This window comes from Micromonospora marincola, from assembly GCF_056150385.1.
Genome location: NZ_JAXCFT010000009.1, coordinates 102,492 through 127,843 on the forward strand (window position 1 = coordinate 102,492; position 25,352 = coordinate 127,843).

Below are 25,352 nucleotides of genomic sequence, written 5' to 3' on the forward strand. Positions count from 1 at the left end.
AGTGGCGACGAACCACCGGGGCGGCTGTGCGGTCGGAACCGGACGACCGGGTAGGGTCTGACGCCGTGCCCGGCAATCCACGTCCCGCCACCGTGCTGCCCGTCCGGCTCGGCGACCTCGCCGCCCGTCTGTCGGTGACACCGCCGGAGGCCGCCGCCGACATGCCCGTCACCGGGGTCACCCACGCCAGCCAGGAGGTCCGCCCCGGCGACCTGTACGCCGCCCTGCCCGGCGCCCGCCGGCACGGCGCGGAGTTCGCCGCCGCCGCGGCCGGCGCCGGCGCGGTGGCCGTGCTGACCGACCCGGCCGGGGTGCCGCTGGCCGCCGACGCGGGCCTGCCGATGCTCGTCGTCGCCGACGCGCGGGGCGTGCTCGGCGACGTGGCCGCCACGGTCTACGGCGACCCCACCGCCGGGCTGACCGTGATCGGGGTGACCGGCACCGCGGGCAAGACCTCCACCAGCTACCTGATCGAATCCGGGCTGCGCGCCGCCGGGCACACCACCGGCCTGGTCGGCACCGTGGAGACCCGCCTCGGCGACCTGGTGGTGGACAGCGTCCGGACCACCCCGGAGGCCACCGACCTGCACGCCATGCTCGCGGTGGCCCGCGAGCGCGGAGTGGACGCCGTGGTCATGGAGGTGTCCAGCCACGCGCTCGTCATGGGCCGGGTCGGCGGCGTCCGGTTCGACGTCGGCGGCTACACCAACTTCGGCTCCGACCACCTCGACTTCCACGCCGACGAGGCGGACTACTTCGCCGCCAAGGCCCGGCTCTTCGACGGCAGGTGTCGGGTCGAGGTGCTCAACCACGACGACCCGGCGCTGCGCCCGCTGCGCAAGCCCGCCACGGTGACCTACTCGGCGGCCGGCGACCCGTCCGCCACCTGGTGGGCCGACCGGATCGACGGCGAGGGCTACGCGCAGCACTTCACCCTGCACGGCCCGGACACGCCGGCGCTGCCCACCGGCGTGGCGCTGCCCGGCCGGCACAACGTCGCGAACGCGCTGCTGGCCGTCGCCACGCTCGTGGCCGCCGGCGTCGACCCGGTGACCGCGGCGCGCGGCGTGGCCGCCTGCGGCGGCGTGCCCGGGCGGTTGGAGCTGGTGAGCGGCGACGCCCCGGTGCGCGGCGTGGTCGACTACGCGCACAAGGCGAACGCGATCGAGGCGGTGCTGACCGCGCTGCGCGGCCTGACCGACGGCCGGCTGGTCTGCGTGCTGGGCGCCGGCGGCGACCGGGACCGGGGCAAGCGACCGGTGATGGGCGACGCGGCTGCCCGGGGCGCCGACGTGGTGCTGGTGACCGACGACAACCCGCGTACCGAGGATCCGGCCACGATCCGGGCCGAGGTGCTGGCCGGCGCGTACGCCGCGGCCGGCCCGGCGCGGATCATCGAGGTGCCCGGCCGGCGGGCGGCGATCGAGGAGGCGGTCCGGGTGGCCGAACCGGGTGACGTGGTGGCGGTGCTGGGTAAGGGCCAGGAACGTGGCCAGGAGATCGGCGGCGAGGTGCTGCCGTTCGACGACCGGGTGGAACTGGCCGCGGCGTTGCGCGCCCGCTTCGGCGACCTGGTGGGTCAGCGGTGATCCCGCTGACGCTCGCCGAGGTGGCCGCCGCGGTGGGCGGGCGGCTCACCGGCGCCGACCCGGATGCCCGGGTCACGTCGACGGTGGAGTTCGACTCCCGCAAGGTCACCCCGGGCGGGCTCTTCGTCGCGTTCCCGGGCGAGAAGGTGGACGGCCACGACTACGCGGCCGGCGCGGTGGACACCGGCGCCGTCGCCGTGCTCGGCACCCGGGAGGTGCCGGGCGTGCCGATGGTGCTCGTCGACGACACGCTCGACGCGATGGGCCGGCTGGCCCGCGCGGTGGTCGACCGGCTGCCCGGGCTGACCGTGATCGGGTTGACCGGCTCCTCCGGCAAGACCACCACCAAGGACCTGATCGCGCAGCTCGCGGTCCGGCTCGGCCCGACCGTGGCGCCGCCCGGCTCGTTCAACAACGAGCTGGGGCACCCGTACACGGCGTTGCAGGCCACCCCGGAGACGCGCTACCTGGTGATGGAGAAGGGTGCCCGCGGGGTCGGTCACGTCCGCTACCTGTGCGACGTGGTGCCGCCGCGGATCTCGGTGGTGCTCAACGTCGGCGTGGCGCACCTCGGCGAGTTCGGCTCGGTGGAGGCCATCGCGCTTGCCAAGGGGGAGCTGGTCGAGGCGCTGCCGGAGGACGGGCTGGCGGTGCTGAACGCCGACGATCCCCGGGTCGACGCGATGGCGACCCGGACGTCCGCGCGGGTGGTCCGGTACGGCGAGTCGGCGCGGGCCGACGTGCGCGCGGTGGACGTGACGCTCGACGGCCGGGGCCGGCCGTCGTACACCCTCGTGACGCCGGAGGGGAGCGCCCCGGTGCGGCTCGGGCTGACCGGCCGGCACCAGGTGTCCAACTCGCTTGCCGCCGCGGCGGTCGCCCGCGAGCTGGGGCTGCCGCTGGCCGAGCTGGCGGCGGCGCTTGGCGAGCTGGGTCTGGTCTCCACCAGGCGGATGGACGTCTTCGAACGCCCCGACGGGGTGATCGTGATCGACGACTCGTACAACGCCAACCCGGCCTCGACCGGCGTGGCGCTGCGGGCCTTGGCCAGCATGCGCGGCGAGGGGCGTACCGTCGCGGTGCTCGGCTACATGGCCGAGCTCGGCGACTTCGAACGGGAAGGACATCAGCAGGTCGGCCGGCTCGCGGCCGAGTTGGGAGTGGACCGGCTGCTCGTGGTGGGCGAGCCGGCGGCGCCGATCCACGAGGGCGCGACAGCGGTAGGCAACTGGGGAGGAGAGTCGGTGCTGCTCACCGATCAGGCGGCGGCCGTCGAGGTGCTGCGGAGCGAGCTGCGTCCAGGGGACGTGGTGCTGGTGAAGGGCTCCCGGTATCGGACCTGGGACGTGGCCGACGCGCTGCGCGCGGACGCCCGCGAGACGGCGGCGGAGGGCGGCGCCGCATGAGGGCGGTCATCGTCGCCATCGGCGTCGCGTTCCTGATCTCGCTGTTCTGCACCCCGATCGCGATCAAGGTGTTCGCCAGGCTGAAAGCCGGCCAGCCGATCCGATCGAACCTCGGGCTGGCAAGCAACGAGGGCAAGAAGGGCACGCCGACGATGGGCGGCGTGGTCTTCATCCTGGCCACGGTCATCGCGTACGTCGCCGGGCACCTGGCCCTGACCACGCTGCCGGACGCGCAGATCGCGCAGGTCGAGCCGACCATCACGGCGCTGGTGCTGCTGGGGCTGATGGTGTTCTCCGGCGCGGTCGGCTTCATCGACGACTTCCTCAAGGTCCGCAAGCGGCACAGCGGCGGTCTCAACAAGCGGGGCAAGCTGGCCGGGCAGATCCTGGTCGGCGCCGTCTTCGGCGTGGTGGCGCTCTACTTCCCGTCGAGCATGACCGACGTCAGCGGCAACGCGACGAACACCGCGACGGTGGGCAGCACCACGCTGAGCTTCATCCGGGACATCCCGGCGCTGGAGATCGGCAAGGTCGGCGCGGTGATCGTCATCATCATGGTGGTGATGGCGGCGACGAACGGCGTCAACCTCACCGACGGGCTGGACGGCCTGGCCACCGGCGCGTCGGTGATGGTGCTCGCCGCGTACGCGCTCATCGCGTTCTGGCAGTACCGGCACTGGTGCGCGGACCCGAACTACACCGAGGCGTACTGCTACACGGTGCGTGACCCGCTGGAGATCGCGCTGATCGCCGGCGCGGCGGCCGGGGCGTGCGTCGGTTTCCTCTGGTGGAACACCTCGCCGGCCCGGATCTTCATGGGTGACACCGGCGCGCTCGGGCTGGGCGGCCTGATCGCCGGCATGGCGATGTCCACCCGGACGATCCTGCTGCTGCCGATCCTGGGCGGCCTCTTCGTGATCATCACGATGTCCGTGGTCATCCAGATCATCTCGTTCCGCACCACTGGCAAGCGGGTGTTCCGGATGTCGCCGCTCCAGCACCACTTCGAGCTGGCCGGTTGGAGCGAGGTCAACATCGTGGTGCGGTTCTGGATCATCGCCGGCATCGGGGTGGCCATCGCGCTGGGGCTGTTCTACAGCGAGGTCCTCGCTGCGGTCAGCTAGGTGTTAGGAGGGGCCCCTTTTAACAGACGTCTGTTAAAAAGGGGCCCCTCCTTCAGATCCGACACGCCGACCGCGCCGGTTGCGCCACGGGCGGGCGGGGCGAGCCGCCATGATGGGCGGGTGGGGGAGGGACGAGACATCCAGGTCAGCAGCGATCCGCCGGTCCGCCGTGCGCCGGCGGCCACGCCACCTGCCGATCCGCCGGCCGCGCGCTGGGACCCGGCGAGTGGCCTGGCCGCGCTGCGTGGCCTGCTGGCCCGGCCGCTCGCGTCCTACTACCTGCTGCTCTCCAGCGCCGGCCTGCTGCTGCTGATCGGCCTCACCATGGTCTTCTCGGCGACGAGCGTGCGGGACTACGCCGAGGGCGGTGACGCCGCCGCCTCGCTCACCAAGCAGACCGTCTTCGCGGTGATCGGCGTCGGCGCGTTCTGGGCCTGCCAGCGGCTGCCCGCGCGCACGTTCCGGGCGGTGAGCCGCCCCGCGCTCGGCGTGGCGGTGGCGCTGCTGCTCCTGCTCAACCTGCTTGTCGCGCTGGAGTCGCTGTTCGGGGTGGCGTCCATCGGGCCGTTGAAGGGCGAACTCCTCTCGCTCTCCCTCGGCCCGATCTCGCTTCAGCCGGCCGAGGTGGCCAAGTTCGCGCTTGTGCTGTGGGGCGCGCACGTGCTCGCCCGCAAGGGCGCCAAGCTGGGCTGGTGGCGGGATCTGGCCACGCCGCTGTTCCCGGTGGTCGGCCTGCTCTTCGTGCTCGTCGGCTTCAACGACCTGGGCAGCATGCTCTGCCTGGTGGCGCTTGTGGTGGGCCTGCTCTGGGCGGCCGGCGTCCGGGGCCGGGTCTTCGCCGCGCTCTCCACGATCGGCCTGGTCGGCATCGGCCTGCTCGTCGCCGCCGCCTCGCTCGGCGCCGGTTCCGGCTCCCGGGACGCCGACAACTACCGGCTGGGCCGGCTCACCATGTGGCTGAACCCGCCGGATCCGCAGACCTGCATCGAGCTGAAGCTGGAGAACTGCTACCAGCCCATGATGGCCCGGTACGCGATCGGCAACGGCGGCTGGTTCGGCGTCGGCCTGGGCCAGAGCGTCTTCAAGTGGGACTGGCTGCCCGAGGCGCACAACGACTTCATCTTCGCCATCATCGCCGAGGAGTTGGGCGTGGTGGGCTGCACGGTGATCCTGGCGCTGTTCGCCGTGCTCGCCTACACCGGCATGCGGATCGCCCGCCGGGTGGAGGACCCGTTCCGCCGGCTTGCCGCCGCCGGGGTCACCGCGTGGCTGGTCGGGCAGGCCGTCATCAACATCGGCGGGGTCACCGGGCTGCTGCCGCTGACCGGCGTACCGCTGCCGTTCATCTCCGACGGCGGCAGCGCCCTGGTGGTGACGCTTGCCGCGATCGGCATGCTTGCCTCCTTCGCCCGCGCCGAGCCGGACGCGGCCCGGGCGCTGAACGCCCGTCCGCCGGCCCGATGGGTCCGACTAGTGTGGGCCCCGTTGCCGCCGCTTCCCGGCCGGCGCCGCCGACCGGCGCCGCCCCCGGCGGACCGAGGGCCCGTGCCCCGGTCCCGCCAGCGACGGCGCGACGATCAGGCCGCGTCCCGCGGCGCCCGGTCCGACCGGGCGCGCGCCGGCTCGGCGAGCGAGAGGAGACGCTGATGGGTCCGCTGCGTTCGGTGGTGCTCTGTGGAGGGGGTACGGGCGGGCACATCTACCCGCTGCTCGCCTTCGCCGACTGCCTGCGCCGACACGACCCGAGCGTCCGGATCACCTGCCTCGGCACCCCGAAGGGGCTGGAGAACGAGCTGATCCCGCCGGCCGGTTACGACCTGCGGCAGATCCCGGCCTACCAGCTCCCCCGGTCGGTGAACATGAGCCTGGTGCGCACCCCGGACCGGATGTGGAAGGCGGCCCGCGCGGCGGGCAAGGTGATCGACGAGGTGCAGGCCGACGTCGTGGTCGGCTTCGGCGGGTACGTCTCGGTGCCCGGCTACCTGGCCGCGTGGCGGCGCGACCTGCCGATCGTCATCCACGAGGTGAACGTGCCGCCGGGCGTGGCCAACCGGATGGGCATGAAGTTCACCAAGAACGTCGCGGTGGGCTTCCCGCACCAGCCGGTGCAGGCCGAGGCGCTGCGCGACGCCCGGGTGGTCGGGGTGCCGCTGCGCCGGGGCATCGCCGGGCTGGACCGGGCCGCCCTGCGGGACGCCGCGCGTGCCCACTTCGGGCTCCGCCCCGACCTGCCGGTGCTCTTCGTGGCCGGTGGCTCGCAGGGCGCCCGCTCGATCAACCTGGCCGTCTCCGGCGCCGCCAAGGAGCTGGCGCGCAACGGCGTGCAGGTGCTGCACGTGATCGGCGCCCGCAACGAGCCGGTCTCCGTCCCCTCTGACCTGCCGGTGCCGTACGTGACGCTGCCCTACCTGTCCGAGATGGAGCTGGGCTACGCGGCGGCCGACCTGATGCTGGGCCGGGGCGGCGCGATGACCTGCGCCGAGGTGGCCGCGATCGGCCTGCCCACGATCTACGTGCCCTATCCGCACAGCAACCAGGAGCAGAAGCGCAACGCGCTGCCCGTGGTGGAGGCCGGCGGCGGGCTGCTCGTCGACGACGCCGAGGTGACCCCGGCCTGGGTGGAGCACACCGTGATCCCGCTGATCCGGGACACGCAGCGGCTCTGGGCGATGAGCCACGCCGCGGCCGGTTACGGCCGCCGCGACGGCGACGTGGCGCTGTTGAACTTCGTCTACGAGGCGGTGAGCCGGTAATGGGCGTCGCCGCGACGGGAAGGTACCTGACATGAACACCGCGCAGTTCACGCCCGCCGGCACCATGACCGCGGAGGATCTGGGCCGGATCCACCTGATCGGGGTGGGCGGCGTCGGGATGGCCGGGCTGGCCCGCCTCTTCCTCACCCGCGGCCTGCCGGTCTCCGGCAGCGAGCTGCGGGAGTGGCCGTCCCTGGCCGGCCTGCGGGCCCTCGGCGGCACGATCCACTCCAGTCACGAGGCGGAAAACCTCGACGGGGTGGACACGGTCGTCTACTCCTCGGCGATCCCGCAGGACCATCTGGAGATGGTCGAGGCGCGTCGTCGGGGGCTGCGCGTGCTGCACCGGTCCGAGGCGCTCGCCGCCGCGATGACCGGCCGGCGCACGGTGGCGGTGGCCGGCACGCACGGCAAGACGTCCACCACATCGATGGTCACCATGGTGCTCCAGCAGGCCGGCGCCGATCCGTCCTTCGTGATCGGTGGCGAGATCTCCGAGGTCGGCTCCGGCGCGCACCACGGCACCGGCGAGCACTTCGTGGTGGAGGCGGACGAGAGCGACCGCTCCTTCCTCATCTACCGCCCGTACGTGTCGATCATCACGAACGTCGAGGCGGACCACCTCAACACCTATGGCGACCTGGCCAACCTGGAGGCGGCGTTCGCCGAGTTCGCCCGGCTCACCGATCCGGACGGCTTCGTCGTCACCTGCGCCGACGACGCCGGTGGCCGGCGGCTGGCCGAGACGCTGCGGTCCGAGGGCCGTCGGGTCTGGACGTACGGCGAGTCCGCCGACGCCGACCTGCGGATGAGCGACGTGGTCTCCTCGGCGCGGGGCGTGCGCTACCTGGCCGAGATCGAGGGCCTGTCGCTCGGTGAGATCCGGCTGCCGATCCCGGGCCGGCACATGGCGTTGAACAGCGCCGCCGCGGTGCTCGCGGCGTACCTGCTGGAGCTGCCGGTGGCGGCGGCGGAGGTCGCGCTCGGCGCGTTCCCCGGCGTGCGGCGGCGCTTCGAGCGCAAGGGCGTCGCCGACGGCGTGCTCGTCTACGACGAGTACGCCTACCATCCGACGTCGATGACGCTGGCGCTCCAGACGCTGCGTGAGGTGGCCGGCGACGGCCGGCTGATCGTGGTCTTCCAGCCCTACCGGCTCTACCGCACCCGCGACCTCCAGGCGGAGATCGCCGCCGCCCTCGGCATCGCCGACGAGCTGGTGCTGTTGGAGGTCTTCGGCCCCGGCGAGCAGCGCGATCCCGGCGAGGGGTCGGCCGCGCTTGTCGCGGTGGTGCCGCTGCCGGCGGATCGGAAGGTCTTCGTCGAGGCGTGGGACGACGTGCCGGCCGAGGTGGCCCGCCGGGCCCGCACCGGCGACGTGGTCGTGACGATGGGCGCGCCGCCGATCTCGCTGATGGGTGACCAGTTGCTTGATGCCCTGGTGGCCCGTACCGGCGGCGCCACGGCCCCGGGCGTCGGCATCGACCCGGACGGCGCGGCGGCCACCGCCGGATGAGCCCCGGCCCGGCCCGCGGGCGCACGGGCGGCCAGGACGGCGGGGCCGGGCGGCGCAGTCCGGTCCGCCGCTGGCAGCTGGTGCGGGCCGGCGCGGACGCCGTGCCGCCGTCCACCCGCCGTTTCATGGCCCGGGCCCGGCAGCGGCGGATGCGGGCCGCGCTGCCCTGGGCGGTGGCGGCGGCGGTGGTCGCCGTCGCCGGCCTGGTCGCCTGGACGGTGCTCGGCACCGGGCTGTTCGGCGTCCGCGACGTGCGGGTGGTCGGCGCGCGGCTTGTCACGCCGGTGGAGATCCGGGACGCCGCGGCGGTGCCGGACGACGCGCCCTTGGCCCGGGTGGACCTGGCCGCGACCGCCCGCCGGGTCGGCACGCTGCCGCCGGTGGCGCGGGCCACGGTGGAGCGGGAGTGGCCGTCGACACTCGTGATCCAGGTGGTCGAGCGGGTGCCGGTGGCGGCGGTGCCGCAGGGCGAGCGGTTCGCCGTGATCGACGCCGCCGGCGTGGTCTTCCAGCGCCTGGACCGGGCGCCCGACGGGTTGCCGCTGGTCCGGGTGGTGCGGCCGGGCCCGGACGATCCGGGCACCCGGGCCGGCCTGGCGGTGCTCGCCGCGCTCGGCGCGAAGCTGCGTGCCGAGCTGGTCACGGTGGACGTGGCGGGGTTGGCCCGGATCACGTTGCGGCTGCGCGACGACCGGGAGATCTTCTGGGGTGACGCCTCCCGCAGCGCGGACAAGTCCTCGGTGGCCACCGCGCTGCTGCCGCGCCGAGCCGACCGGATCGACGTCAGCGCGCCGGACGTGGTCACGTTCAGGTGACCGGTGAGTCAGCGGGCGCGACGTGGTGTCGCTTGTCGCTGGTCGGCGACACGCCGAAAGGGGTCCTTGGCTCCTGGCGCGGCGGCGCATACGTTGCCCCGAAGAGATCAGTGGTTGACATAACTCTAAGCCTCTAGTAGAGGGTTAGGGTTCTCGTCACGGAGGGGTTCGCCGGAGTTGCTCCGCCGCTGGTCCGGCCAAGCCGTGTGGGGTCGGCCCATGCCAATCTCGAAGGGAAAGGACCGGAGATGACACCTCCGCACAACTACCTGGCGGTCATCAAGGTCGTCGGCATCGGGGGCGGCGGCGTGAACGCCGTCAACCGGATGATCGAGGTTGGGCTCAAGGGCGTCGAGTTCATCGCGATCAACACCGACGCGCAGGCGCTGCTGATGAGCGACGCCGACGTCAAGCTCGACGTGGGCCGGGAGCTGACCCGGGGGCTTGGCGCCGGTGCGAATCCGGACGTCGGGAAGAACGCCGCCGAGGACCACCGCGACGAGATCGAGGAGGTGCTCAAGGGCGCCGACATGGTCTTCGTGACCTGCGGCGAGGGCGGCGGCACCGGCACCGGCGGCGCGCCCGTGGTGGCGAACATCGCGCGCAAGCTCGGCGCGCTCACCATCGGCGTGGTCACCCGGCCGTTCTCGTTCGAGGGCAAGCGCCGCCAGGTGCAGGCCGAGACGGGCATCGAGGAGCTGCGCAACCAGTGCGACACGCTCATCGTGATTCCGAACGACCGGCTGCTCGCGCTCGGCGACCGCAACATCTCGATGATGGACGCCTTCCGCACCGCGGACCAGGTGCTCCTCTCCGGTGTCCAGGGCATCACCGACCTGATCACCACGCCGGGCCTGATCAACCTCGACTTCGCCGACGTGAAGAGCGTGATGAGCGGCGCCGGCAGCGCGCTGATGGGCATCGGCAGCGCCCGGGGTGAGAACCGCGCCGTGGAGGCGGCCGAGGCGGCCATCTCCAGCCCCCTGCTGGAGCAGAGCATGGACGGCGCGCGGGGCGTGCTGCTCTCCATCGCCGGCGGCTCGGACCTCGGCCTGTTCGAGATCAACGACGCCGCCCAGCTGGTCACCGACGCGGCCCACCCGGACGCCAACATCATCTTCGGCGCGGTCATCGACGACGCCCTCGGCGACGAGGTGCGGGTGACCGTGATCGCGGCGGGCTTCGACGGGGGCACGCCTGCCTACAAGGCGGTCGAGCCGCCGCGTAAGAGCAACCAGAACCCGCCCGCCCAGCCGAGCACGCCGGTGAGCCCGCCGGCCACCATGCCGGCCCCGCAGCAGCCGTCGCGCCGGGTGCTCTTCGACGACGTCGACGTGCCCGACTTCCTCAAGAACGGGTCCTGAGCCGCGCCGATGACCGACTCATCCGTCGCGGTGCGGCCCGAGCGTCGCGCCGAACTCGCGGCCGGCCTGGCCCAGGTCCGGGCCCGTGTCGCCGAGGCCTGCGCGGCGGCCGGCCGGGCCCGGGACGAGGTGACCCTGGTCGCGGTGACGAAGACCTACCCGGCCGCCGACGTGGTCGCGTTGGCCGGGCTCGGCGTGACCGACGTGGGGGAGAACCGGGATCAGGAGGCGGCGCCGAAGGCGGCGGCGGTGGCTGACGCCGGGGTGGCGCCGCGCTGGCACTTCATCGGCCAGCTGCAACGCAACAAGGCCCGTTCGGTGGTCCGGTACGCCGACGTGGTCCAGTCGGTGGACAGCGTGCGGCTGGCCGCCGCCCTGGACGCCGCCGCGACAGGCGTCCGGGACCGGCCGTTGGACGTGCTGGTGCAGGTGAGCATCGACGGTGACCCGGCCCGGGGCGGGGCGCTTCCGGGCGCGGCCGACCCGGAGCGGGGGCTCGGTCCGGTGGCCGCGGCCGTGGCCGGGGCGGGTGGGCTGCGGCTGGCCGGCCTGATGGCGGTGGCTCCGCTGGGCTGGGAGCCGGATCGGGCGTTCGCCCGGCTGGCCGAGGTGGCGGCGGGGCTGCGGGCCGACCATCCGGGCGCGACGGCGCTGTCCGCGGGGATGAGCGGCGACCTGGAGAGCGCGATCGGTCATGGCGCGACACATGTCCGCGTCGGCAGCGCGTTGCTCGGCATGCGTCCCACGCTGGGGTAGCCTGGCCGCGACGGAAGCAAATTACATCAGTGTTGTTCAGGACGGCGTTCCCGTAGCCGGGGGCCGTGGCGGGCGGGCCGCGAACCGCACGTCAGGGGATTGCCGGTCCGGTCCGGTGGGCATGATCGTCCACTCGTGATCAAGCGACACGGCACGGGGGCGCGTGCCGCATGGCGGACGGAAGGGCGCGGGGATGGGTGCACTGCGCAAGGCGGGGGTTTGGCTCGGTCTCGTCGAGGAGGACGACGAGCGGGCGTACGAGGACGGTGGCTACGACAAGGGTGGCTACCGGGACTCGCGCTACCGGTCGAGCCGGTACGCCGAGGAGTTCGCCGACGAGGACGACGAGGAGCCGGAGGAGCCGCCGGCGCCCCGGACCCGCGCCGGCGACCGGGGTCGGCTGACCGAGCGCGCCACGAGCCGCGGGGTCGACACCGACCGGTCCGACACCGAGCGCCCGGAGCGGGCGGAGCGCGCCGAGCGCGCAAGCGTCCGGTCGATCACCCGCTCCTCCGCCGGTGAGACCTCCGGCGCGCTCAGCTACCACACCCGGGACAATCTCGCCCTGGCACCGCAGGCGTCGCCGCGCGAGCGGGCGGTGGCCCCGGAGGACGAGCAGCGCTACCAGATCACCACGCTGCACCCGACCACCTACCGCGAGGCGCGGACCATCGGCGAGCACTTCCGGGACGGGGTGCCGGTGATCATCAACCTCACCGAGATGGACGAGGCGGACGCCCGCCGGCTTGTCGACTTCGCCGCCGGGCTCGCGTTCGGCCTGCGCGGTACGATCGAGCGCGTGACCAACCGGGTGTTCCTGCTCTCACCGGCCAACGTCCAGGTCACCGCGGAGGACAAGGCCAAGATCGCTGAGGGCGGCTTTTTCAGTCTGAGCTAGCCCGCACGACCGAGGGACGTCGCCTGCCGTGTTGTCGATCCTGTTCCAGGTGCTCTACCTGCTGCTCTACTTCTTCCTGCTTGTCCTTTTGGCGAGGTTTGTCCTCGGAGCCGTGCTGGCCTACGGCCGCCGCTGGCAGCCGGGGCGAGGCGCATCGGCAGGACTGGAAGTCGTGTGGAGCGTCACTGATCCGCCCCTGCGAGCGTTGAGGCGTGTGATCCCACCTCTGCGGATTGGTACCGTGAGCATCGACCTGGCCTCCCTTGTGCTCCTGGTTATCCTGTTCGTGCTGATGGAGTTCGTGTTACAGCGTCTGATCGTGGCGTTTGCCTGACCAGAGCGCTTTCGCGGCCGCAACTGACCCGAGGAGTTTCGATGCCGCTGACCCCGGCCGACGTTCATAACGTCGCCTTCAAAAAGCCGCCGATCGGCAAGCGGGGGTATGACGAGGAGGAGGTCGACGCCTTCCTGGACGAGGTCGAGCGCGAGCTGGCCCGTCTGATCGAGGAGAACAACGAGCTGCGCGCCCAGGTGGAGCGCGGCGGTCGGGGTGGCGCCCCCGCCGGCCCCGGCGGCGACGCCCGGCTCGCGGCGGAGCTCAACGACGTCAAGGCCCAGCTCGACCGGGTGCAGCGCGACAAGGCGGCGGCCGAGCAGGCGGCCCGGGCGATGCAGGCCGAGCTTGAGCAGGTCCGCACCCAGGGCGGCCCGGTGGGCGTCACCGGCGATGGCGAGCAGCAGGCGCTGCGGGTGCTCATGATGGCCCAGCGCACCGCCGACGACCACGTCTCCGACGCCCGGCGCGAGGCCGACAGCCTGCTCTCCGAGGCCCGGTCCAAGGCCGAGGAGGTCACCCGCGAGGCGCGGGCCAAGGCCGACGCCCTGGAGCGCGACGCCCGCCAGCGGCACCAGGAGGCCATGGGCGGCCTGGACGCCAAGCGCACGGCGCTCCAGAAGCACATCGAGGAGCTCAAGCAGTTCGAGCGCGAATACCGCACCCGCCTCAAGGCGTACCTGGAGAGCCAGCTACGTGACCTCGACGGTCGCGGTCAGGGCCTTGAGGTCGAGATGAACCGCGCCGAGGGCAACCGCGCCGCCGGCGGCAACAACGGCCTCGCCACCGCCGGCCTCGCCGGCTCCTACGGCGGTGGCCGCGGCGGCTCGCTCGAGTCCGGCCGCTGATCCCACGTCGGTGGCCGTCCCCGCGGCGGCCACCGACCGCACAGACCGACACGACGCGGCCGGGGGTGAGCCGTGATAGCCGCCAGCGTCCTGCTCATCCTCGTCGCGGTCGTGCTCCTGGTGGTCGGGCTGGCCGGTGGGTCCAGCTCGCTGCTGATCGTCTCGATCGCGGCCAGCCTGCTGTCCGCCGTCGCCTTCGTCGCGTTCGCCCGCCAGGCGGCTGCGACCCGGGCCACGGCGGCCCGGGAGGCCGGGCCGCGCGCCCGGACCGCACCCACCGGCCCGTCCCCGGACGAGCCGGTGAGCCCGGTCCCGCACCACACGTCCACGGTCGGCGCCGGTGGACCCGGATGGCGGCAACCGCCCGGGTCCCCGGCCGCCGAGCCGTACGACGCGGCAGCCGCCGCGTACTCCCCGGTGGCCGAGCCGTACGACGCGGAGGCGCCGCCGGGCGCCGCGTACTCTGCGGTGGCCGAGCCGGCGCCCACCTCGCCCGCGCCCGATGGTCCGTTCGACAGTGATCCACCGGCGGAGTTCCTCTCCGCCGGCGAGGTCGCCCGGCTGGCGCGGCTGCCCGACGAGGTCCGGGTGGTCGACGGCCACCCCCGCTTCCACCTGACCGACTGCCCGCACCTGGTGGGCCGGTTGGACGAGCCGATGCCGGTCACCGAGGCGATCGGGCTCGGCTTCACCCCGTGCGCCCACTGCGCCGCCGCCACCACCCTGCTCGCCGACGGCCGGCCGCGCTGACCATGACGAGTGCGGACGCCCCGCTCACCGTCGCGGTGCGGGTGAAGCCCGGCGCGGCCCGCGCCCGGGTCGGTGGCCGGTTCGACGGGCCGCACGGTCCCGCCCTGGTCGTCGCCGTGCACGCGCCGGCCGTGGACGGCCGGGCCACCGAGGCCGCCCGGCGGGCGTTGGCCGACGCCCTCGGCGTCCGGCCGGCGGCGGTGTCGCTGCGCGCCGGCGCGGCCAGCCGGGACAAGCTCTTCCTGGTCGAGCGCCCGACCGGCGGGTTGCCCGAGGTGCTGCGTCGGCTGCGCGACGGCAGCGCCGGGTGAGGAAGCGTCGGGTCGGTCCGCGATGACTCCGGGGCTGAACCTCGCGCTGCTCGTGGGCGCCGCCGTGCTGCTTGTCGCGGTGGGCGCGGTGCGGTTCTCCACCCGGCTCGGCGTGCCGAGCCTGCTTGTCTACCTGGCGCTCGGGGTGCTCATCGGCGAGGCGGGCCTGGGCATCCACTTCGATGACGTCGAGCTGACCCGGATGCTCGGCTTCTGCGCGCTCATCGTGATCATCGCCGAGGGTGGCCTGAGCGCGCGGTGGAGCCTGCTGCGTCCGGTGCTCGGCCTGGCCGCCGTGCTCTCCACGGTCGGTGTGGTGGTAAGCATCGTGGCCGTCGGCGTGGTGGTGCACCTGCTGCTCGGTCTGGACTGGCGGCTGGCCCTGCTCTACGGCGCGGTGCTCTCCTCGACCGACGCCGCGGCGGTCTTCGCCACCCTGCGGCGGCTGCGCCTGCCGCCCCGCCTGGTGGCCACGCTTGAGGCCGAGTCCGGGATGAACGACGCCCCGGTGGTCCTCCTGGTGCTGCTGCTGTCCCGGGCCGGGGTGGAGGCCGCCCACCCCTGGTGGTACGAGGCGTTGCTGCTCGGCTACGAGTTGGGCGTCGGCGCGGCGGTCGGGGTGGCCGCGGGCCTGGCCGGGCGGTACGCGTTGCGGCGCGCCGCGCTGCCCTCGGCGGGTCTCTACCCGATCGCGGTGGTCGGCTTCACCGTCCTGGCGTACGCGGCCGGTTCGGCGCTGCACGCCTCGGGTTTCCTCGCCGTCTACGTGGCCGGGGTGCTGCTCGGCAACTCCCGCCTGCCGCACCGGCAGGCGATCCTCGGTTTCGCCGACGGGCTCGCGTGGCTGGCCCAGATCGGCCTGTTCGTGCTGCTCGGCCTGCTCGTGACGCCGGGCCGGCTGGGCGCCGCGGTGGTGCCGGCGGTGATCACCGGGCTGGCCCTGCTGCTGTTCGCCAGGCCGCTGTCGGTGGCGGTGTCCGCGCTGCCGTTCCGGGTCTCCGTGCGCAAGCAGCTCTTCCTCTCCTGGGCCGGGCTGCGCGGCGCGGTGCCGATCGTGCTGGCCACCATTCCGCTCTCGCTGCGGGTGCCGGGCGCGGACCGGCTCTTCGACGCGGTCTTCGTGCTGGTGGTGATCTTCACGCTGCTCCAGGCCGGCACGCTGGCCCCGGCGGCCCGCCGGCTGGGCGTGACCGCGCCGGCGGAGGCGACGGAGATCCTGTTGGAGACGGCCCCGCTGGAGCGGATGCGGGCCGTTCTGCTCCAGTTGGAGGTGCCGTCCGCCTCCCGGCTGGCCGGGGTGCACGTGGACGAGTTGCGGCTGCCGGTCGGCGCCGCGGTCACCCTCGTGCTGCGGGACGGGGCCGGGTTCGTGCCGGACGCGGGCACCCGGCTCAAGGTGGGCGACAGCCTGCTCATCGTCGCCACCGCGGGGGTGCGGGACGAGGCGGAACGGCGGTTGCGGGCGGTCAGTCGCCGAGGTCGCCTGGCCCGGTGGTTTGGGGAGGACGGCAAGGACCGGACCGGCTGATCTGCTAGCGTTCCTTTTGCCCCACTTCTGGCAGTTCGGGGCGGAAACGCGGCGCGACGGTGCGGCACGTTGTCGCACGCGGCGTACGTTCCGTATTCTTGCCAACCTCTGGAGTACGCGGCTGGTCGCCGCGTGCCCGTTCCGTTCGGGGGGACACGCCGGTGCCCCCTGCCCACGTACCGCTGACCGCCGCGCCACGCGGCTGAGGGAGCTGACGATGGCGAAGCCAGCCGACACCAGGACCGCCGGCCGGAAGCCGGTGGCGAAGGCCACCCGCAGCGCGGCGGAGACCGAGAAGATCCGGGCCGCGCTGGCGGCCCGACGGGACGAGCTGAACGCCGAGTACGATCAGACGCTGAGCGAGATCACCGAGCTGCAGCGCGACCGGCTCACCGACTCGGCCGGGGACGACCAGGCCGACACCGGGACCAAGACGTTCGAGCGCGAGCAGGAGATCTCACTCGCCAACAGCATCAAGGAGCGGATCACGCAGGTCGAGCGCGCGCTGGAGCGCCTCGACGAGGGTGGCTACGGCTGGTGCGAGCGGTGCGGCAACCCGATCCCGGTGGAGCGGCTCGCCGCGTTCCCGTCGGCCACCCTCTGCGTGAGCTGCAAGCAGCTGGCGGAGCGGCGCTGACGTCCGCTCCCCGGCCGCCGAACGGCAGACGGTGACCGCCACCGTCGCGAGCGTCGATGGGGAGCAGATGACCGCAGCACCGCCCGCCGGGTCCGGCACCACCGAGCCGGACGCCGGCACCCCCCGCCGCAGGGCGGTGGGCCTGCTGCTCGGCGTCTCCCTGCTCTCGCTCCTCGCGGACCTGGGCACGAAGCAGCTCGCGCTCAGCGAGCTGACCGGCCGGGAGCCGCTGTCGCTGCTCGGCGGCGCCGTCTATCTCACGCTCACCCGCAACAGCGGCGCCGCCTGGAGCATCGGCTCCGACCACACCTGGGTCTTCCCGCTGATCACCTTCGCGGTGATCGGGTGGATCGGGTGGATGGCGCTGCGGCTGCGCTCACTGCCGTGGGCGGTGTCGCTGGGTCTGGTGCTCGGCGGCGCGCTCGGCAACCTGACCGACCGGATCTTCCGCGCGCCGGGGCACTTCGTCGGCCACGTGGTCGACATGATCAGCCTGTTCGACCCGTACGGCCAGGTGTGGCCGGTGTTCAACCTGGCCGACAGCTCGCTTGTCTGCGGCGTGGTGCTTGCGGTCTTCCTGGAGCTGACCGGCCGGCAGCGCGACGGCTCCCGGGCCGGCGCCGAACCGGCCGGCGACAACGCCCCGGCGGGTCAGCGGGAGCGCGCGTGACCGCCGCGTACGCCACCGGCGGCGACCACCGGTCCCTGCCCGTTCCGGACGGCCTTGACGGCATGCGACTGGACCAGGCCGTGTCCCGGCTGTTCGGGCTGTCCCGCACCGCCGCGGCGGCGCTCGTCGACGCCGGGGACGCGCTCGTCGACGGCACGGCCCGGGCCAACTCGCACAAGGTGCGGGCCGGGGCCTGGCTGGAGGTCACGCTGCCCGCGCCGGTCGCCCCGCCGACCGTGGTGCCGCAGGCCGTCCCCGGTCTGACCGTGGTCTACGCCGACGACGACATCGTCGTGGTCGACAAGCCGGTCGGGGTGGCCGCGCACCCGAGCCCCGGCTGGACCGGCCCGACCGTGATCGGCGGGCTGGCCGGGATCGGTCACCGGATCTCCACGAGCGGCGCGGCCGAACGGCAGGGCGTGGTGCACCGGCTCGACGTGGGCACCACCGGGGTGATGGCGGTGGCCAAGAGCGAGCTGGCCTACACCGCGTTGAAGCGGGCCTTCAAGGAACGCGAGGTGGAGAAGCGCTACCACGCCGTGGTGCAGGGCCACCCGGACCCGCTGCGCGGCACCATCGACGCGCCGATCGACAGGCACCCGCACCACGACTACCGGTGGGCGGTGGTCTCCGGCGGCAAGCCGAGCATCACCCACTACGACACGCTTGAGGCGTTCCCCTCGGCCAGCCTGCTGGACGTGCGCCTGGAGACCGGGCGTACGCACCAGATCCGGGTGCACTTCTCGACCCTGCGGCACCCCTGCGTGGGTGACCTGACCTACGGCGCCGACCCGACCCTGTCGGCCCGGCTCAAGCTGTCCCGGCAGTGGCTGCACGCCCGTTCGTTGAGCTTCCGGCATCCGCGCACCGGCGACGAGGTCACCTTCGTCAGCGAATACCCGGACGACCTGGCCCGGGCGTTGGAGATCCTGCGCGACTGACCATGGCCGACGACACCACGCCGCCGCGCCGGTCGCGGTCCACGGCGCTGACCTGGCTCGCCCTCGGCTGCGCGCTCGTGGTGCTCGTGGTCGCCGTCGCGCAGCGGCGGGACCGGCCGGTGGGGGACCGGACGGTCGGTGAGGTGACCCGCGTCGGGGTGGCCGACGGCGCGTCCGTCCCGGCGTACCTGCGCGCCGCCGGGGACGAGCTGGCCCGGCTGGACGCGCCCGACGGCTACGCCCTGGTCTCGTTCGCGGCCTACCTGACGCCCGCCGAGGTGGCGCAGACGCTTGCCGGCACGCCGGTCTCGGCGGTCCTGGCGCGGGTGCCGCTGCCCGGCCGGCAGACCGAGATCGTCCGGCTCGCGGTGCTGCGCCTGCCCGACGACGCGGTCGCCGCGATGGCCGAGGTGGCCGCGCGCAAGGACCGGGAGGCCGCGGAGTACCGCGCCCGCGCCGCCGCCGGTTCGGCCACCGCCGATCCCGGGCGTCGCCTGGAGTACGACACCGGCGCCGCGGTCGCGGCCGGGGAGGCGGCCGGCTACCGGGCCGGGTGCGCCTGCGTCTACGCCGCAGTGGTCCGGGGTGTCCCGGCCGCGTTGCGCGCGCTCGCCGGCCGTCCCGGGGTGCGGGCGGTGGACCCGACGCCGGAGGTGACCCGGCTGGACCGGACGGTGTTCACGCCACCGCTGCCCGAGCAGCGCGACGTGGCCCGACCGCCGGCCGACACCGGGCCCGCGCCCGGCGACGGAATGGGCGATTCGTCGGAAGCCGCACCGACAGTGAGCGCACCTTCACCGGCCGGCAGTCCACCCGGCGCCGGGTCCGGGCCGCCCAATCCCGCTCCCACCTCCTGAGACATCCGGGTGCGCCACCAGCGGCCGGGCGCCACGGTGAGGAGACCCACCGGGCGATGTGCGGCGCGGGGAGTGGTCCGAATAGGGTTTCGTTCGTAGCCTGTCAGGCGGAGATCGATGGGCTGGGGGAGGGGCGAATCCTTGGACGGCAGCGAGACCGGCTGGGGTCGGCAGGGCGAGCCGGCACCGCGGTGGCGGGCGCTGCTCGACCGGGCCCGGCTCGGTGGTCGCGGCGCGGAGCACACCGACGCCGACCGCCGCGCCGAGGAGAACCCGGTGCCACCCCCTGATCCGCTGCCGCGCCGGGGCTCGGGCACCGGCTGGACCGGCCGCGCCTCCGCCGTCGGCCGCGCCGCCGACGGGTCGTACGGCGCCGAACCCGGCTACCGGGCCGAGGCCACGTTCCGGGTGGACCCGGCCTTCCGCGCCGATCCCCGTTACGACGGCGAGCCGGCCTACCGGGCCGATCCGGCGTACCGCACCGACCCGGAGCCGCCGCCGGCCGAGGCGGCCTGGCGTGCCGACCCGTCCTACGTTCCCGAGTCGGCGGTCGAGCCGACGTGGCGGGCCGATCCGTCGTACGCCGCCGAGTCGCCGGCCGAGCCGGCCTGGCGGGCCGAGCCGGAGCCGCGCGGCCGGGCCGAGGCGCCTGTCGAGTCGCGCTACTCCCTGCTCGACGGCGGCTACCGACCCGCGCCGCCGCCACCGGAGTCCCGCTACGCCCTGCTGGACCGGGGACGCTACCGACCGGTGCTCCCGCCGGCGCCGGAACAACCCGTGGTGCCCGCCCCGCGTCGCCCGGCCGAGGGCCGGTCGGGCCGGACCGACCCGGCGCGGGTGCAGTGGCGCGCCCCGGAGCAGGACCCGGAGCTGGAACGGGCGACCGGCGTGCTCCGCCGCGAGCTGGGCACGCCACGGGTGCTCGCCTTCGCCAACCCCAAGGGCGGGGTGCACAAGACCACCGCCACCGTGCTCGCCGCGGCCACCGTGGGCAGCGTGCGCGGTCGTGGCGTGCTCGCCTGGGACGACAACGAGTTGCGGGGCACGCTCGGCCTGCGTGCCGGCAGCGCCCGGCACGCCCGCACCATCCGGCACCTGGTCCAGGACCTCGCGCACATCGAGATCCTGGAGGGCAACACCCTGCTGTCGCACCTCGACGACTACCTGCGGCACGCCTCCGACGGATCGTACGACGTGCTGGCCGGCGAGGAGAGCCCGCGCTTCGCCCAGCGGCTCGACCAGTTCACCGTCAAGCGGGTGCTGGAGCTGCTGCGCCGCACCCACGAGGTGGTCTGCGTGGACACCGGCAACAACGTGGAGAGCCCGAACTGGCGCACCGTCATGCAGGCCGCCGACCAGCTCGTGGTGACCACCGTGCCGCGCGAGGACGCCGCCTTCAGCGCGGACTGGATGCTCGACCTGCTGCACGAGGTGGGCATGGGTGAGCTGGCCGACAACGCGGTCACGCTGATCTCCTGCCCGACCCCGGGACGCACCTCCCTCCAGGACGACCTGGAGCGCCACTTCGCCACCCGCACCCGGGCGGTCGCCGTGGTGCCCTACGACCCGGCGCTGGAGACCGGCTCCTCGATCGAATACCACCAGCTCCAGGCGGAGACCCGCGACGCCTGGCTCAAGGCCGCGTCGGTGATGCTGGAGCCGTTCGCGCGCTGACCGCCGACCACCGCGCCCACGCCGCCCCCGGGCCTGAGAGGATCACCGGGTGAGTCCGGACACCCCTGATCCCGAGCGGACCGCCGACCGTCCCGGCGCCGCCGACCATCCGTCCGCCGCGGACCCTCCGTCCGTCGCGGACCCGCTCGCCGGACATCCGGGCGCGGTGTGGGAGACGCCCGGCACGGCGCCCGCCACCCGCCGTGGTGGCGGCCGGGCGGCGGCCACCGTGCTCGGCGTGACGGCGCTGCTCAGCGCGCTCGGCGCGCCGCTGGGGCTGCTCTGGGTGTGGCTGGCGCCGGGCACACCGGTGCGGCAGACCCCGGGCGGCGCGGTCTACGCCGTCCCGCAGCCGGAACAGCCGATCGCGGCCGACGGCTGGTTCAGCCTCCTCGCGTTCGGCTTCGGGGTGCTCGCCGCCATCGCCCTGTGGATGCTGCTGCGCTGGCGGCGCGGCCCGGCGATCCTGCTCGCGGTGACGCTTGGCGGCCTTGGCGCGGCCGTGGTGGCCTGGCAGGTCGGCCGCCGGATCGGGTTGGCCACCTTCGAGCGGCTGCTGGAGACCGCGCCGCCGGGGACCGACTTCACCAGGCCGGTCGACCTGCGCGCCGGCGGGATCGACTGGTACGGCCCGCTGCCGGCGCCGCACGGCAACCTGCTGCTCGCGGCGTTCGGCGCGGCCGTCACGTACACGCTGCTGGCCGGCTGGTCGCGGTGGCCGTCGCTGCGCCCGGAGCCGGAGCCCGGCGACTGGCCGCCCCCGCCCGGGATCAGTTCGGGGCCGGAGGGCCCGCCAGCTCGCTGAGCGGCACCGGCACCGCCCGGACCTGACGCAGCAGCGCCGACTCCCGGTTGAGCAGGCGCAGCTCGGCGCGGAGCCGGCCGGGGGTGTCGTCGATGGCGAGCAGCCGCTGCCGGTCGGCCACGGTCAGCGCGGCGGTCGCCGCGACCAGGTGCGACAGCACGGTCGGATCCTCCGGAAGCTGCTCGGAGATCTCCTCCTGGTCCGGCCGGACCAGGCTGAGATATTGCCGGAACACCGAGATCACCCGGGCGGCCAGCACGTCGGCCACCTCGTCCGGGCCGGCCGGCTCGGGCAGCCACTCCACCTCGGCGGTGAGATAGGGCTCGGCGGCGTCGTCGATCTCGGCGATGCGGAACCGCCGCCGGCCCACCGTGACGATGTCGAACCCGCCCTCGGCCAGCTCGGTGACCTGCCGCAGCTCGGCGGTGCAGCCGACCTCGTGCAGCGTGACGTCGCCGCCGGCCGGCCCGGAGCGGCCCGGCGGCCCGGCCGGCGCGACCTCCCAGCCGGCCTGGATCGCCACCACCCCGAACTCGCGCGGCGCGCCCTCGGGCAACCCCACCAGGTGGCGCACAAGCGCCTGGTAGCGCTCCTCGAAGATGTGCAGCGGAAGGACCAGCCCGGGAAAGAGGACGGTCCCGAGGGGGAACACCGGCAGCCGCGCGCTCACGTGATCGAGCGTATCCCCATCGCGCTCGGCCGGCGTGTCCCGGCTCACCGTCCCGGCGTACGGGCGGCTCCGGCCGGTCCGACCGGCGGCGGCCTAGACTCGCAGGCGTGTTGAATCGGATCGACCTGCGCGGCGGGACACGCGACCCGCGCCGCCTGCTGCCCCGTGCCCAGCTCGACGTATCCGTGGCGGTCGAGCGGATCCGCCCGCTCGTCGAGGCGGTCCGCGAGCATGGGTACCCGGCGATCCGGGAGGCCAGCGAGCGGTTCGACGGTGTCTCGCCGGAGCACCTGCGGGTGCCGGTCGAGGTGATCCGCGCCGCCGAGAGCGAGCTGGACCCGCAGGTCCGCGCCGCGCTGCTGGAGTCGATCACCCGGGCCCGCAAGGTCCACGCCGACCAGCGCCGCACCGACCACACCACCCGGGTGGTGTCCGGCGGCACGGTGACCGAGCGGTGGCTGCCGGTCGACCGGGTCGGCCTCTACGTCCCCGGCGGCCTGGCGATGTACCCGTCGACAGTGGTGATGAACGTGGTCCCGGCCCAGGCGGCCGGCGTGCGCTCGCTCGTGGTGGTGAGCCCGCCGCAGAAGGACAACGACGGCCTCCCGGACCGCCGGGTCCTGGCGGCCTGCGCGCTGCTCGGCGTCGACGAGGTGTACGCGGTGGGCGGCGCCCACGCGGTGGCCATGCTCGCCTACGGCGCCGCCGTCGACCCGGCCGGCGAGCGGCGCTGCGACCCGGTCGACATGATCACCGGTCCGGGCAACATCTGGGTCACCGCCGCCAAGCGACTGCTGCGCGGCGTGGTCGGCATCGACGCCGAGGCCGGCCCGACCGAGATCGCCGTGCTGGCCGACCACACCGCCGACCCGGCGCACGTCGCCGCCGACCTGATCAGCCAGGCCGAGCACGACCCCCTCGCGGCAAGCGTGCTCGTCACCCCGTCGACCGGGCTGGCCGACGCCGTCGACGCCGAGCTGGCCCGGCAGGTGCCGGCCGCCAAGCACGCCGAGCGGATCGGCGCCGCGCTGCGCGGCGAGCAGAGCGGGGTGGTCCTGGTCGACGACCTGGAGGCCGGGCTGCGGGTGGTCGACGCGTACGCGGCCGAGCACCTGGAGATCCAGACCGAGAACGCCCGCGAGTGGGCGCTGCGGGTGCGCAACGCCGGCGCGATCTTCGTGGGCGCCTGGTCGCCGGTGTCGCTCGGCGACTACTGCGCGGGCTCCAACCACGTGCTGCCCACCGGCGGCTGCGCCCGGCACTCCTCCGGGCTGTCGGTGCAGTCCTTCCTGCGCGGCGTGCACCTGGTCGAATACACCGAGGCGGCGCTGCGCGAGGTGGCCCCGCACGTGGTCACGCTTGCCGGCGTGGAGGATCTGCCGGCGCACGGTCAGGCGGTAAGCGTCCGCTTCCCCGGAGGCGTCTCGTGACCACGCTCGACGACCTGCCGATCCGCGACGACCTGCGGGGCCGGTCCCCGTACGGCGCGCCGCAGCTCGACGTGCCGGTGCGGCTGAACACCAACGAGAACTCCTACCCGCTGCCCGAGCCGGTGGTCGAGGCGATCGGCAAGGCCGTCGCGGCCGAGCTGCGCGACCTCAACCGCTACCCGGACCGGGACGCCGTGGCGCTCCGCGCCGACCTGGCCGCCTACCTGGGCCACGGGCTCACCGTCGACCACGTGTGGGCGGCCAACGGCTCCAACGAGATCCAGCAGCAGCTGCTCCAGGCGTTCGGCGGGCCGGGCCGCACCGCGCTCGGCTTCACCCCGGCCTACTCCATGCATCCGCTGCTGGCGCTCGGCTCCGGCACCGGCTGGGTCGCCGCCGAGCGGGACGCCGACTTCGGGCTGAGCGCCGCCGACGCGGTCGCCCAGGTGCGCCGGCACCGGCCGGACGTGGTCTTCCTCTGCTCGCCGAACAACCCGACCGGCACCGCGCTCGACCCGTCCGTGGTCGCCGCCGTGCTCGACGAGGCGCCCGGGATGGTGGTGGTGGACGAGGCGTACGCGGAGTTCGCCCGCCCCGGCGCGGTAAGCGCGCTCGCCGTGCTGCCCGGCCACCCGCGGCTGGTGGTCACCCGCACCATGAGCAAGGCGTTCGGGTTCGCCGGCGGCCGGCTGGGCTACCTGGCCGCCGACCCGGCGGTGGTGGCGGCGGTGCAACTGGTCCGGCTGCCCTACCACCTGTCCGCGCTCACCCAGGCCGCCGCCCGCGCGGCGCTCGCCCACCGGGGCGCCCTGCTCGGCACCATCACCGCGATCATGGGGCAACGCGACCGGATCGTCGCCGAGCTGCGCGCGCGGGGGCACCGGGTGGCCGACAGCGACGCCAACTTCGTGCTCTTCGCCGTCGGCGGTGACCAGGGCACCGCCTGGCGTACGCTGCTCGACGCCGGCGTGCTGGTCCGCGACGTCGGCGTGCCCGGCTGGTTGCGGGTGACCGCCGGAACCCCGGCCGAGACCGACGCCTTTCTGTCCGCGATGGAGAAGTTGTCATGAACCGCACCGCCCGGATCGAGCGGGTCACCAACGAGACCAAGGTGCTCGTCGAGATCGACCTCGACGGCACCGGCAAGGCCGACATCGAGACCGGTGTCGGCTTCTACGACCACATGCTGAACCAGATCGCCCGGCACGGCGGCTTCGACCTGACCGTGCACACGGTCGGCGACCTGGAGATCGACGCGCACCACACGATGGAGGACACCGCGCTGGCGCTGGGCGCCGCGTTCGACCGGGCGCTCGGCGACAAGGCCGGCATCCGGCGGTACGGCTCGGCCACCGTCCCGATGGACGAGGTGCTGGTCCGGGCCGCGGTCGACCTGTCCGGCCGGCCGTACGTGGTGCACGACGAGCCGGCGTTGTCGCCGTACATCGGGCCGGTCTACCCGACGAGCATGACCCGGCACATCTGGGAGTCGTTCGGCCAGGCGGCCCGGGTGACGCTGCACGTCGACGTGCTGCGGGCGGCGCGGCCGGGCGGCCACCCGGACGCGCACCACGTGGTCGAGGCCCAGTTCAAGGCCGTCTCCCGCGCGTTGCGCGAGGCCACCGCGATCGACCCGCGCAACGCCGGCGTGGTGCCGTCCACGAAGGGCGCGCTCTAAC

25 protein-coding genes are annotated in these 25,352 nt (G+C 74.2%); 24 read left to right on the plus strand and 1 reads right to left on the minus strand.

Going from position 1 to position 25,352, the window contains the following annotated elements:
* Positions 1–26: 26 nt before the first annotated feature.
* The 21 genes from SM450_RS19890 (at position 27) to SM450_RS19990 (ending at position 21,573) form a co-directional block, all read left to right on the plus strand.
* Positions 27–1,589 (plus strand): UDP-N-acetylmuramoyl-L-alanyl-D-glutamate--2,6-diaminopimelate ligase, encoded by a 1,563-nt coding sequence (locus SM450_RS19890; RefSeq protein WP_474621243.1) that lies wholly within the window; start codon positions 27–29, stop codon positions 1,587–1,589.
* The gene (locus SM450_RS19895; protein WP_474621244.1) at positions 1,586–2,995 is read left to right on the plus strand and encodes a UDP-N-acetylmuramoyl-tripeptide--D-alanyl-D-alanine ligase; all 1,410 of its coding nucleotides are present in this window, start codon (positions 1,586–1,588) and stop codon (positions 2,993–2,995) included. The genes SM450_RS19890 and SM450_RS19895 overlap by 4 nt, the downstream gene beginning before the upstream one ends.
* Positions 2,992–4,119, plus strand: coding sequence for a phospho-N-acetylmuramoyl-pentapeptide-transferase (mraY, locus tag SM450_RS19900; protein ID WP_474621245.1), 1,128 nt, complete (start codon positions 2,992–2,994; stop codon positions 4,117–4,119). Before SM450_RS19895 ends, mraY begins: the two co-directional genes overlap by 4 nt.
* 120 nt (positions 4,120–4,239) lie before the next feature.
* Positions 4,240–5,766 carry an FtsW/RodA/SpoVE family cell cycle protein gene (locus SM450_RS19905; protein WP_474621246.1) on the plus strand — a complete coding sequence of 509 codons (1,527 nt, stop codon included), beginning with the start codon at positions 4,240–4,242 and terminating at the stop codon, positions 5,764–5,766.
* Positions 5,766–6,872: an undecaprenyldiphospho-muramoylpentapeptide beta-N-acetylglucosaminyltransferase gene (murG, locus tag SM450_RS19910; RefSeq protein ID WP_474621247.1), complete on the plus strand. Its 1,107-nt coding sequence runs from the start codon at positions 5,766–5,768 to the stop codon at positions 6,870–6,872. Before SM450_RS19905 ends, murG begins: the two co-directional genes overlap by 1 nt.
* 31 nt (positions 6,873–6,903) lie before the next feature.
* Positions 6,904–8,385, plus strand: coding sequence for a UDP-N-acetylmuramate--L-alanine ligase (gene murC, locus SM450_RS19915; protein ID WP_474621248.1), 1,482 nt, complete (start codon positions 6,904–6,906; stop codon positions 8,383–8,385).
* Positions 8,382–9,200, plus strand: coding sequence for a cell division protein FtsQ/DivIB (locus SM450_RS19920; RefSeq protein ID WP_474621249.1), 819 nt, complete (start codon positions 8,382–8,384; stop codon positions 9,198–9,200). The genes murC and SM450_RS19920 overlap by 4 nt, the downstream gene beginning before the upstream one ends.
* A gap of 248 nt (positions 9,201–9,448) precedes the next feature.
* Entirely contained in the window at positions 9,449–10,564 is a 1,116-nt protein-coding gene (ftsZ, locus tag SM450_RS19925; RefSeq protein ID WP_474621250.1) for a cell division protein FtsZ, read from the plus strand.
* A 9-nt stretch (positions 10,565–10,573) separates the two neighbouring features.
* The gene (locus SM450_RS19930) at positions 10,574–11,320 is read left to right on the plus strand and encodes a YggS family pyridoxal phosphate-dependent enzyme (protein ID WP_474621251.1); all 747 of its coding nucleotides are present in this window, start codon (positions 10,574–10,576) and stop codon (positions 11,318–11,320) included.
* Positions 11,321–11,513: 193 nt separating this feature from the next.
* The gene (locus tag SM450_RS19935) at positions 11,514–12,218 is read left to right on the plus strand and encodes a cell division protein SepF (RefSeq protein WP_474621252.1); all 705 of its coding nucleotides are present in this window, start codon (positions 11,514–11,516) and stop codon (positions 12,216–12,218) included.
* A 28-nt stretch (positions 12,219–12,246) separates the two neighbouring features.
* Positions 12,247–12,552, plus strand: coding sequence for a YggT family protein (locus SM450_RS19940; protein ID WP_091059628.1), 306 nt, complete (start codon positions 12,247–12,249; stop codon positions 12,550–12,552).
* A 41-nt stretch (positions 12,553–12,593) separates the two neighbouring features.
* A complete protein-coding gene (locus tag SM450_RS19945; RefSeq protein ID WP_474621253.1) occupies positions 12,594–13,400 on the plus strand; it encodes a DivIVA domain-containing protein in 807 nt (268 codons plus the stop codon).
* 72 nt (positions 13,401–13,472) lie between these two features.
* Complete coding sequence (locus tag SM450_RS19950; RefSeq protein ID WP_474621254.1) at positions 13,473–14,150, plus strand: hypothetical protein; 678 nt, start codon at positions 13,473–13,475, stop codon at positions 14,148–14,150.
* A gap of 2 nt (positions 14,151–14,152) precedes the next feature.
* Positions 14,153–14,461, plus strand: a complete 309-nt coding sequence (locus tag SM450_RS19955; protein WP_474621255.1) for a DUF167 domain-containing protein — start codon at positions 14,153–14,155, stop codon at positions 14,459–14,461.
* Positions 14,462–14,483: 22 nt separating this feature from the next.
* Entirely contained in the window at positions 14,484–15,989 is a 1,506-nt protein-coding gene (locus SM450_RS19960; RefSeq protein WP_474621256.1) for a potassium/proton antiporter, read from the plus strand.
* A gap of 217 nt (positions 15,990–16,206) precedes the next feature.
* Positions 16,207–16,626 carry a TraR/DksA family transcriptional regulator gene (locus SM450_RS19965; protein WP_107157596.1) on the plus strand — a complete coding sequence of 140 codons (420 nt, stop codon included), beginning with the start codon at positions 16,207–16,209 and terminating at the stop codon, positions 16,624–16,626.
* A gap of 67 nt (positions 16,627–16,693) precedes the next feature.
* Complete coding sequence (gene lspA / locus SM450_RS19970) at positions 16,694–17,296, plus strand: signal peptidase II (RefSeq protein WP_474621257.1); 603 nt, start codon at positions 16,694–16,696, stop codon at positions 17,294–17,296.
* The gene (locus SM450_RS19975) at positions 17,293–18,237 is read left to right on the plus strand and encodes an RluA family pseudouridine synthase (RefSeq protein ID WP_281587467.1); all 945 of its coding nucleotides are present in this window, start codon (positions 17,293–17,295) and stop codon (positions 18,235–18,237) included. Before lspA ends, SM450_RS19975 begins: the two co-directional genes overlap by 4 nt.
* A gap of 2 nt (positions 18,238–18,239) precedes the next feature.
* Positions 18,240–19,094, plus strand: a complete 855-nt coding sequence (locus tag SM450_RS19980) for a hypothetical protein (RefSeq protein WP_474621258.1) — start codon at positions 18,240–18,242, stop codon at positions 19,092–19,094.
* Between the two features lie 117 nt (positions 19,095–19,211).
* Complete coding sequence (locus tag SM450_RS19985) at positions 19,212–20,768, plus strand: MinD/ParA family ATP-binding protein (protein ID WP_474621259.1); 1,557 nt, start codon at positions 19,212–19,214, stop codon at positions 20,766–20,768.
* A 49-nt stretch (positions 20,769–20,817) separates the two neighbouring features.
* A complete protein-coding gene (locus SM450_RS19990) occupies positions 20,818–21,573 on the plus strand; it encodes a DUF2567 domain-containing protein (RefSeq protein WP_474621260.1) in 756 nt (251 codons plus the stop codon).
* Here the strand turns inward: SM450_RS19990 and SM450_RS19995 are convergent.
* The gene (locus SM450_RS19995) at positions 21,539–22,243 is read right to left on the minus strand and encodes an LON peptidase substrate-binding domain-containing protein (protein ID WP_474621261.1); all 705 of its coding nucleotides are present in this window, start codon (positions 22,241–22,243) and stop codon (positions 21,539–21,541) included. The genes SM450_RS19990 and SM450_RS19995 overlap by 35 nt on opposite strands.
* A 107-nt stretch (positions 22,244–22,350) precedes the next feature.
* Between SM450_RS19995 and hisD the strand changes: the two genes are divergently transcribed.
* Genes hisD through hisB form a run of 3 tightly spaced genes read left to right on the plus strand, consistent with a single transcriptional unit; the run spans position 22,351 to position 25,351 of the window.
* The gene (hisD, locus tag SM450_RS20000; RefSeq protein WP_474621262.1) at positions 22,351–23,673 is read left to right on the plus strand and encodes a histidinol dehydrogenase; all 1,323 of its coding nucleotides are present in this window, start codon (positions 22,351–22,353) and stop codon (positions 23,671–23,673) included.
* On the plus strand, positions 23,670–24,743 hold the full coding sequence (locus tag SM450_RS20005; protein ID WP_474621263.1) for a histidinol-phosphate transaminase: 1,074 nt from the start codon (positions 23,670–23,672) through the stop codon (positions 24,741–24,743). Before hisD ends, SM450_RS20005 begins: the two co-directional genes overlap by 4 nt.
* On the plus strand, positions 24,740–25,351 hold the full coding sequence (hisB, locus tag SM450_RS20010) for an imidazoleglycerol-phosphate dehydratase HisB (protein WP_474621264.1): 612 nt from the start codon (positions 24,740–24,742) through the stop codon (positions 25,349–25,351). The genes SM450_RS20005 and hisB overlap by 4 nt, the downstream gene beginning before the upstream one ends.
* Position 25,352 lies beyond the last annotated feature (1 nt).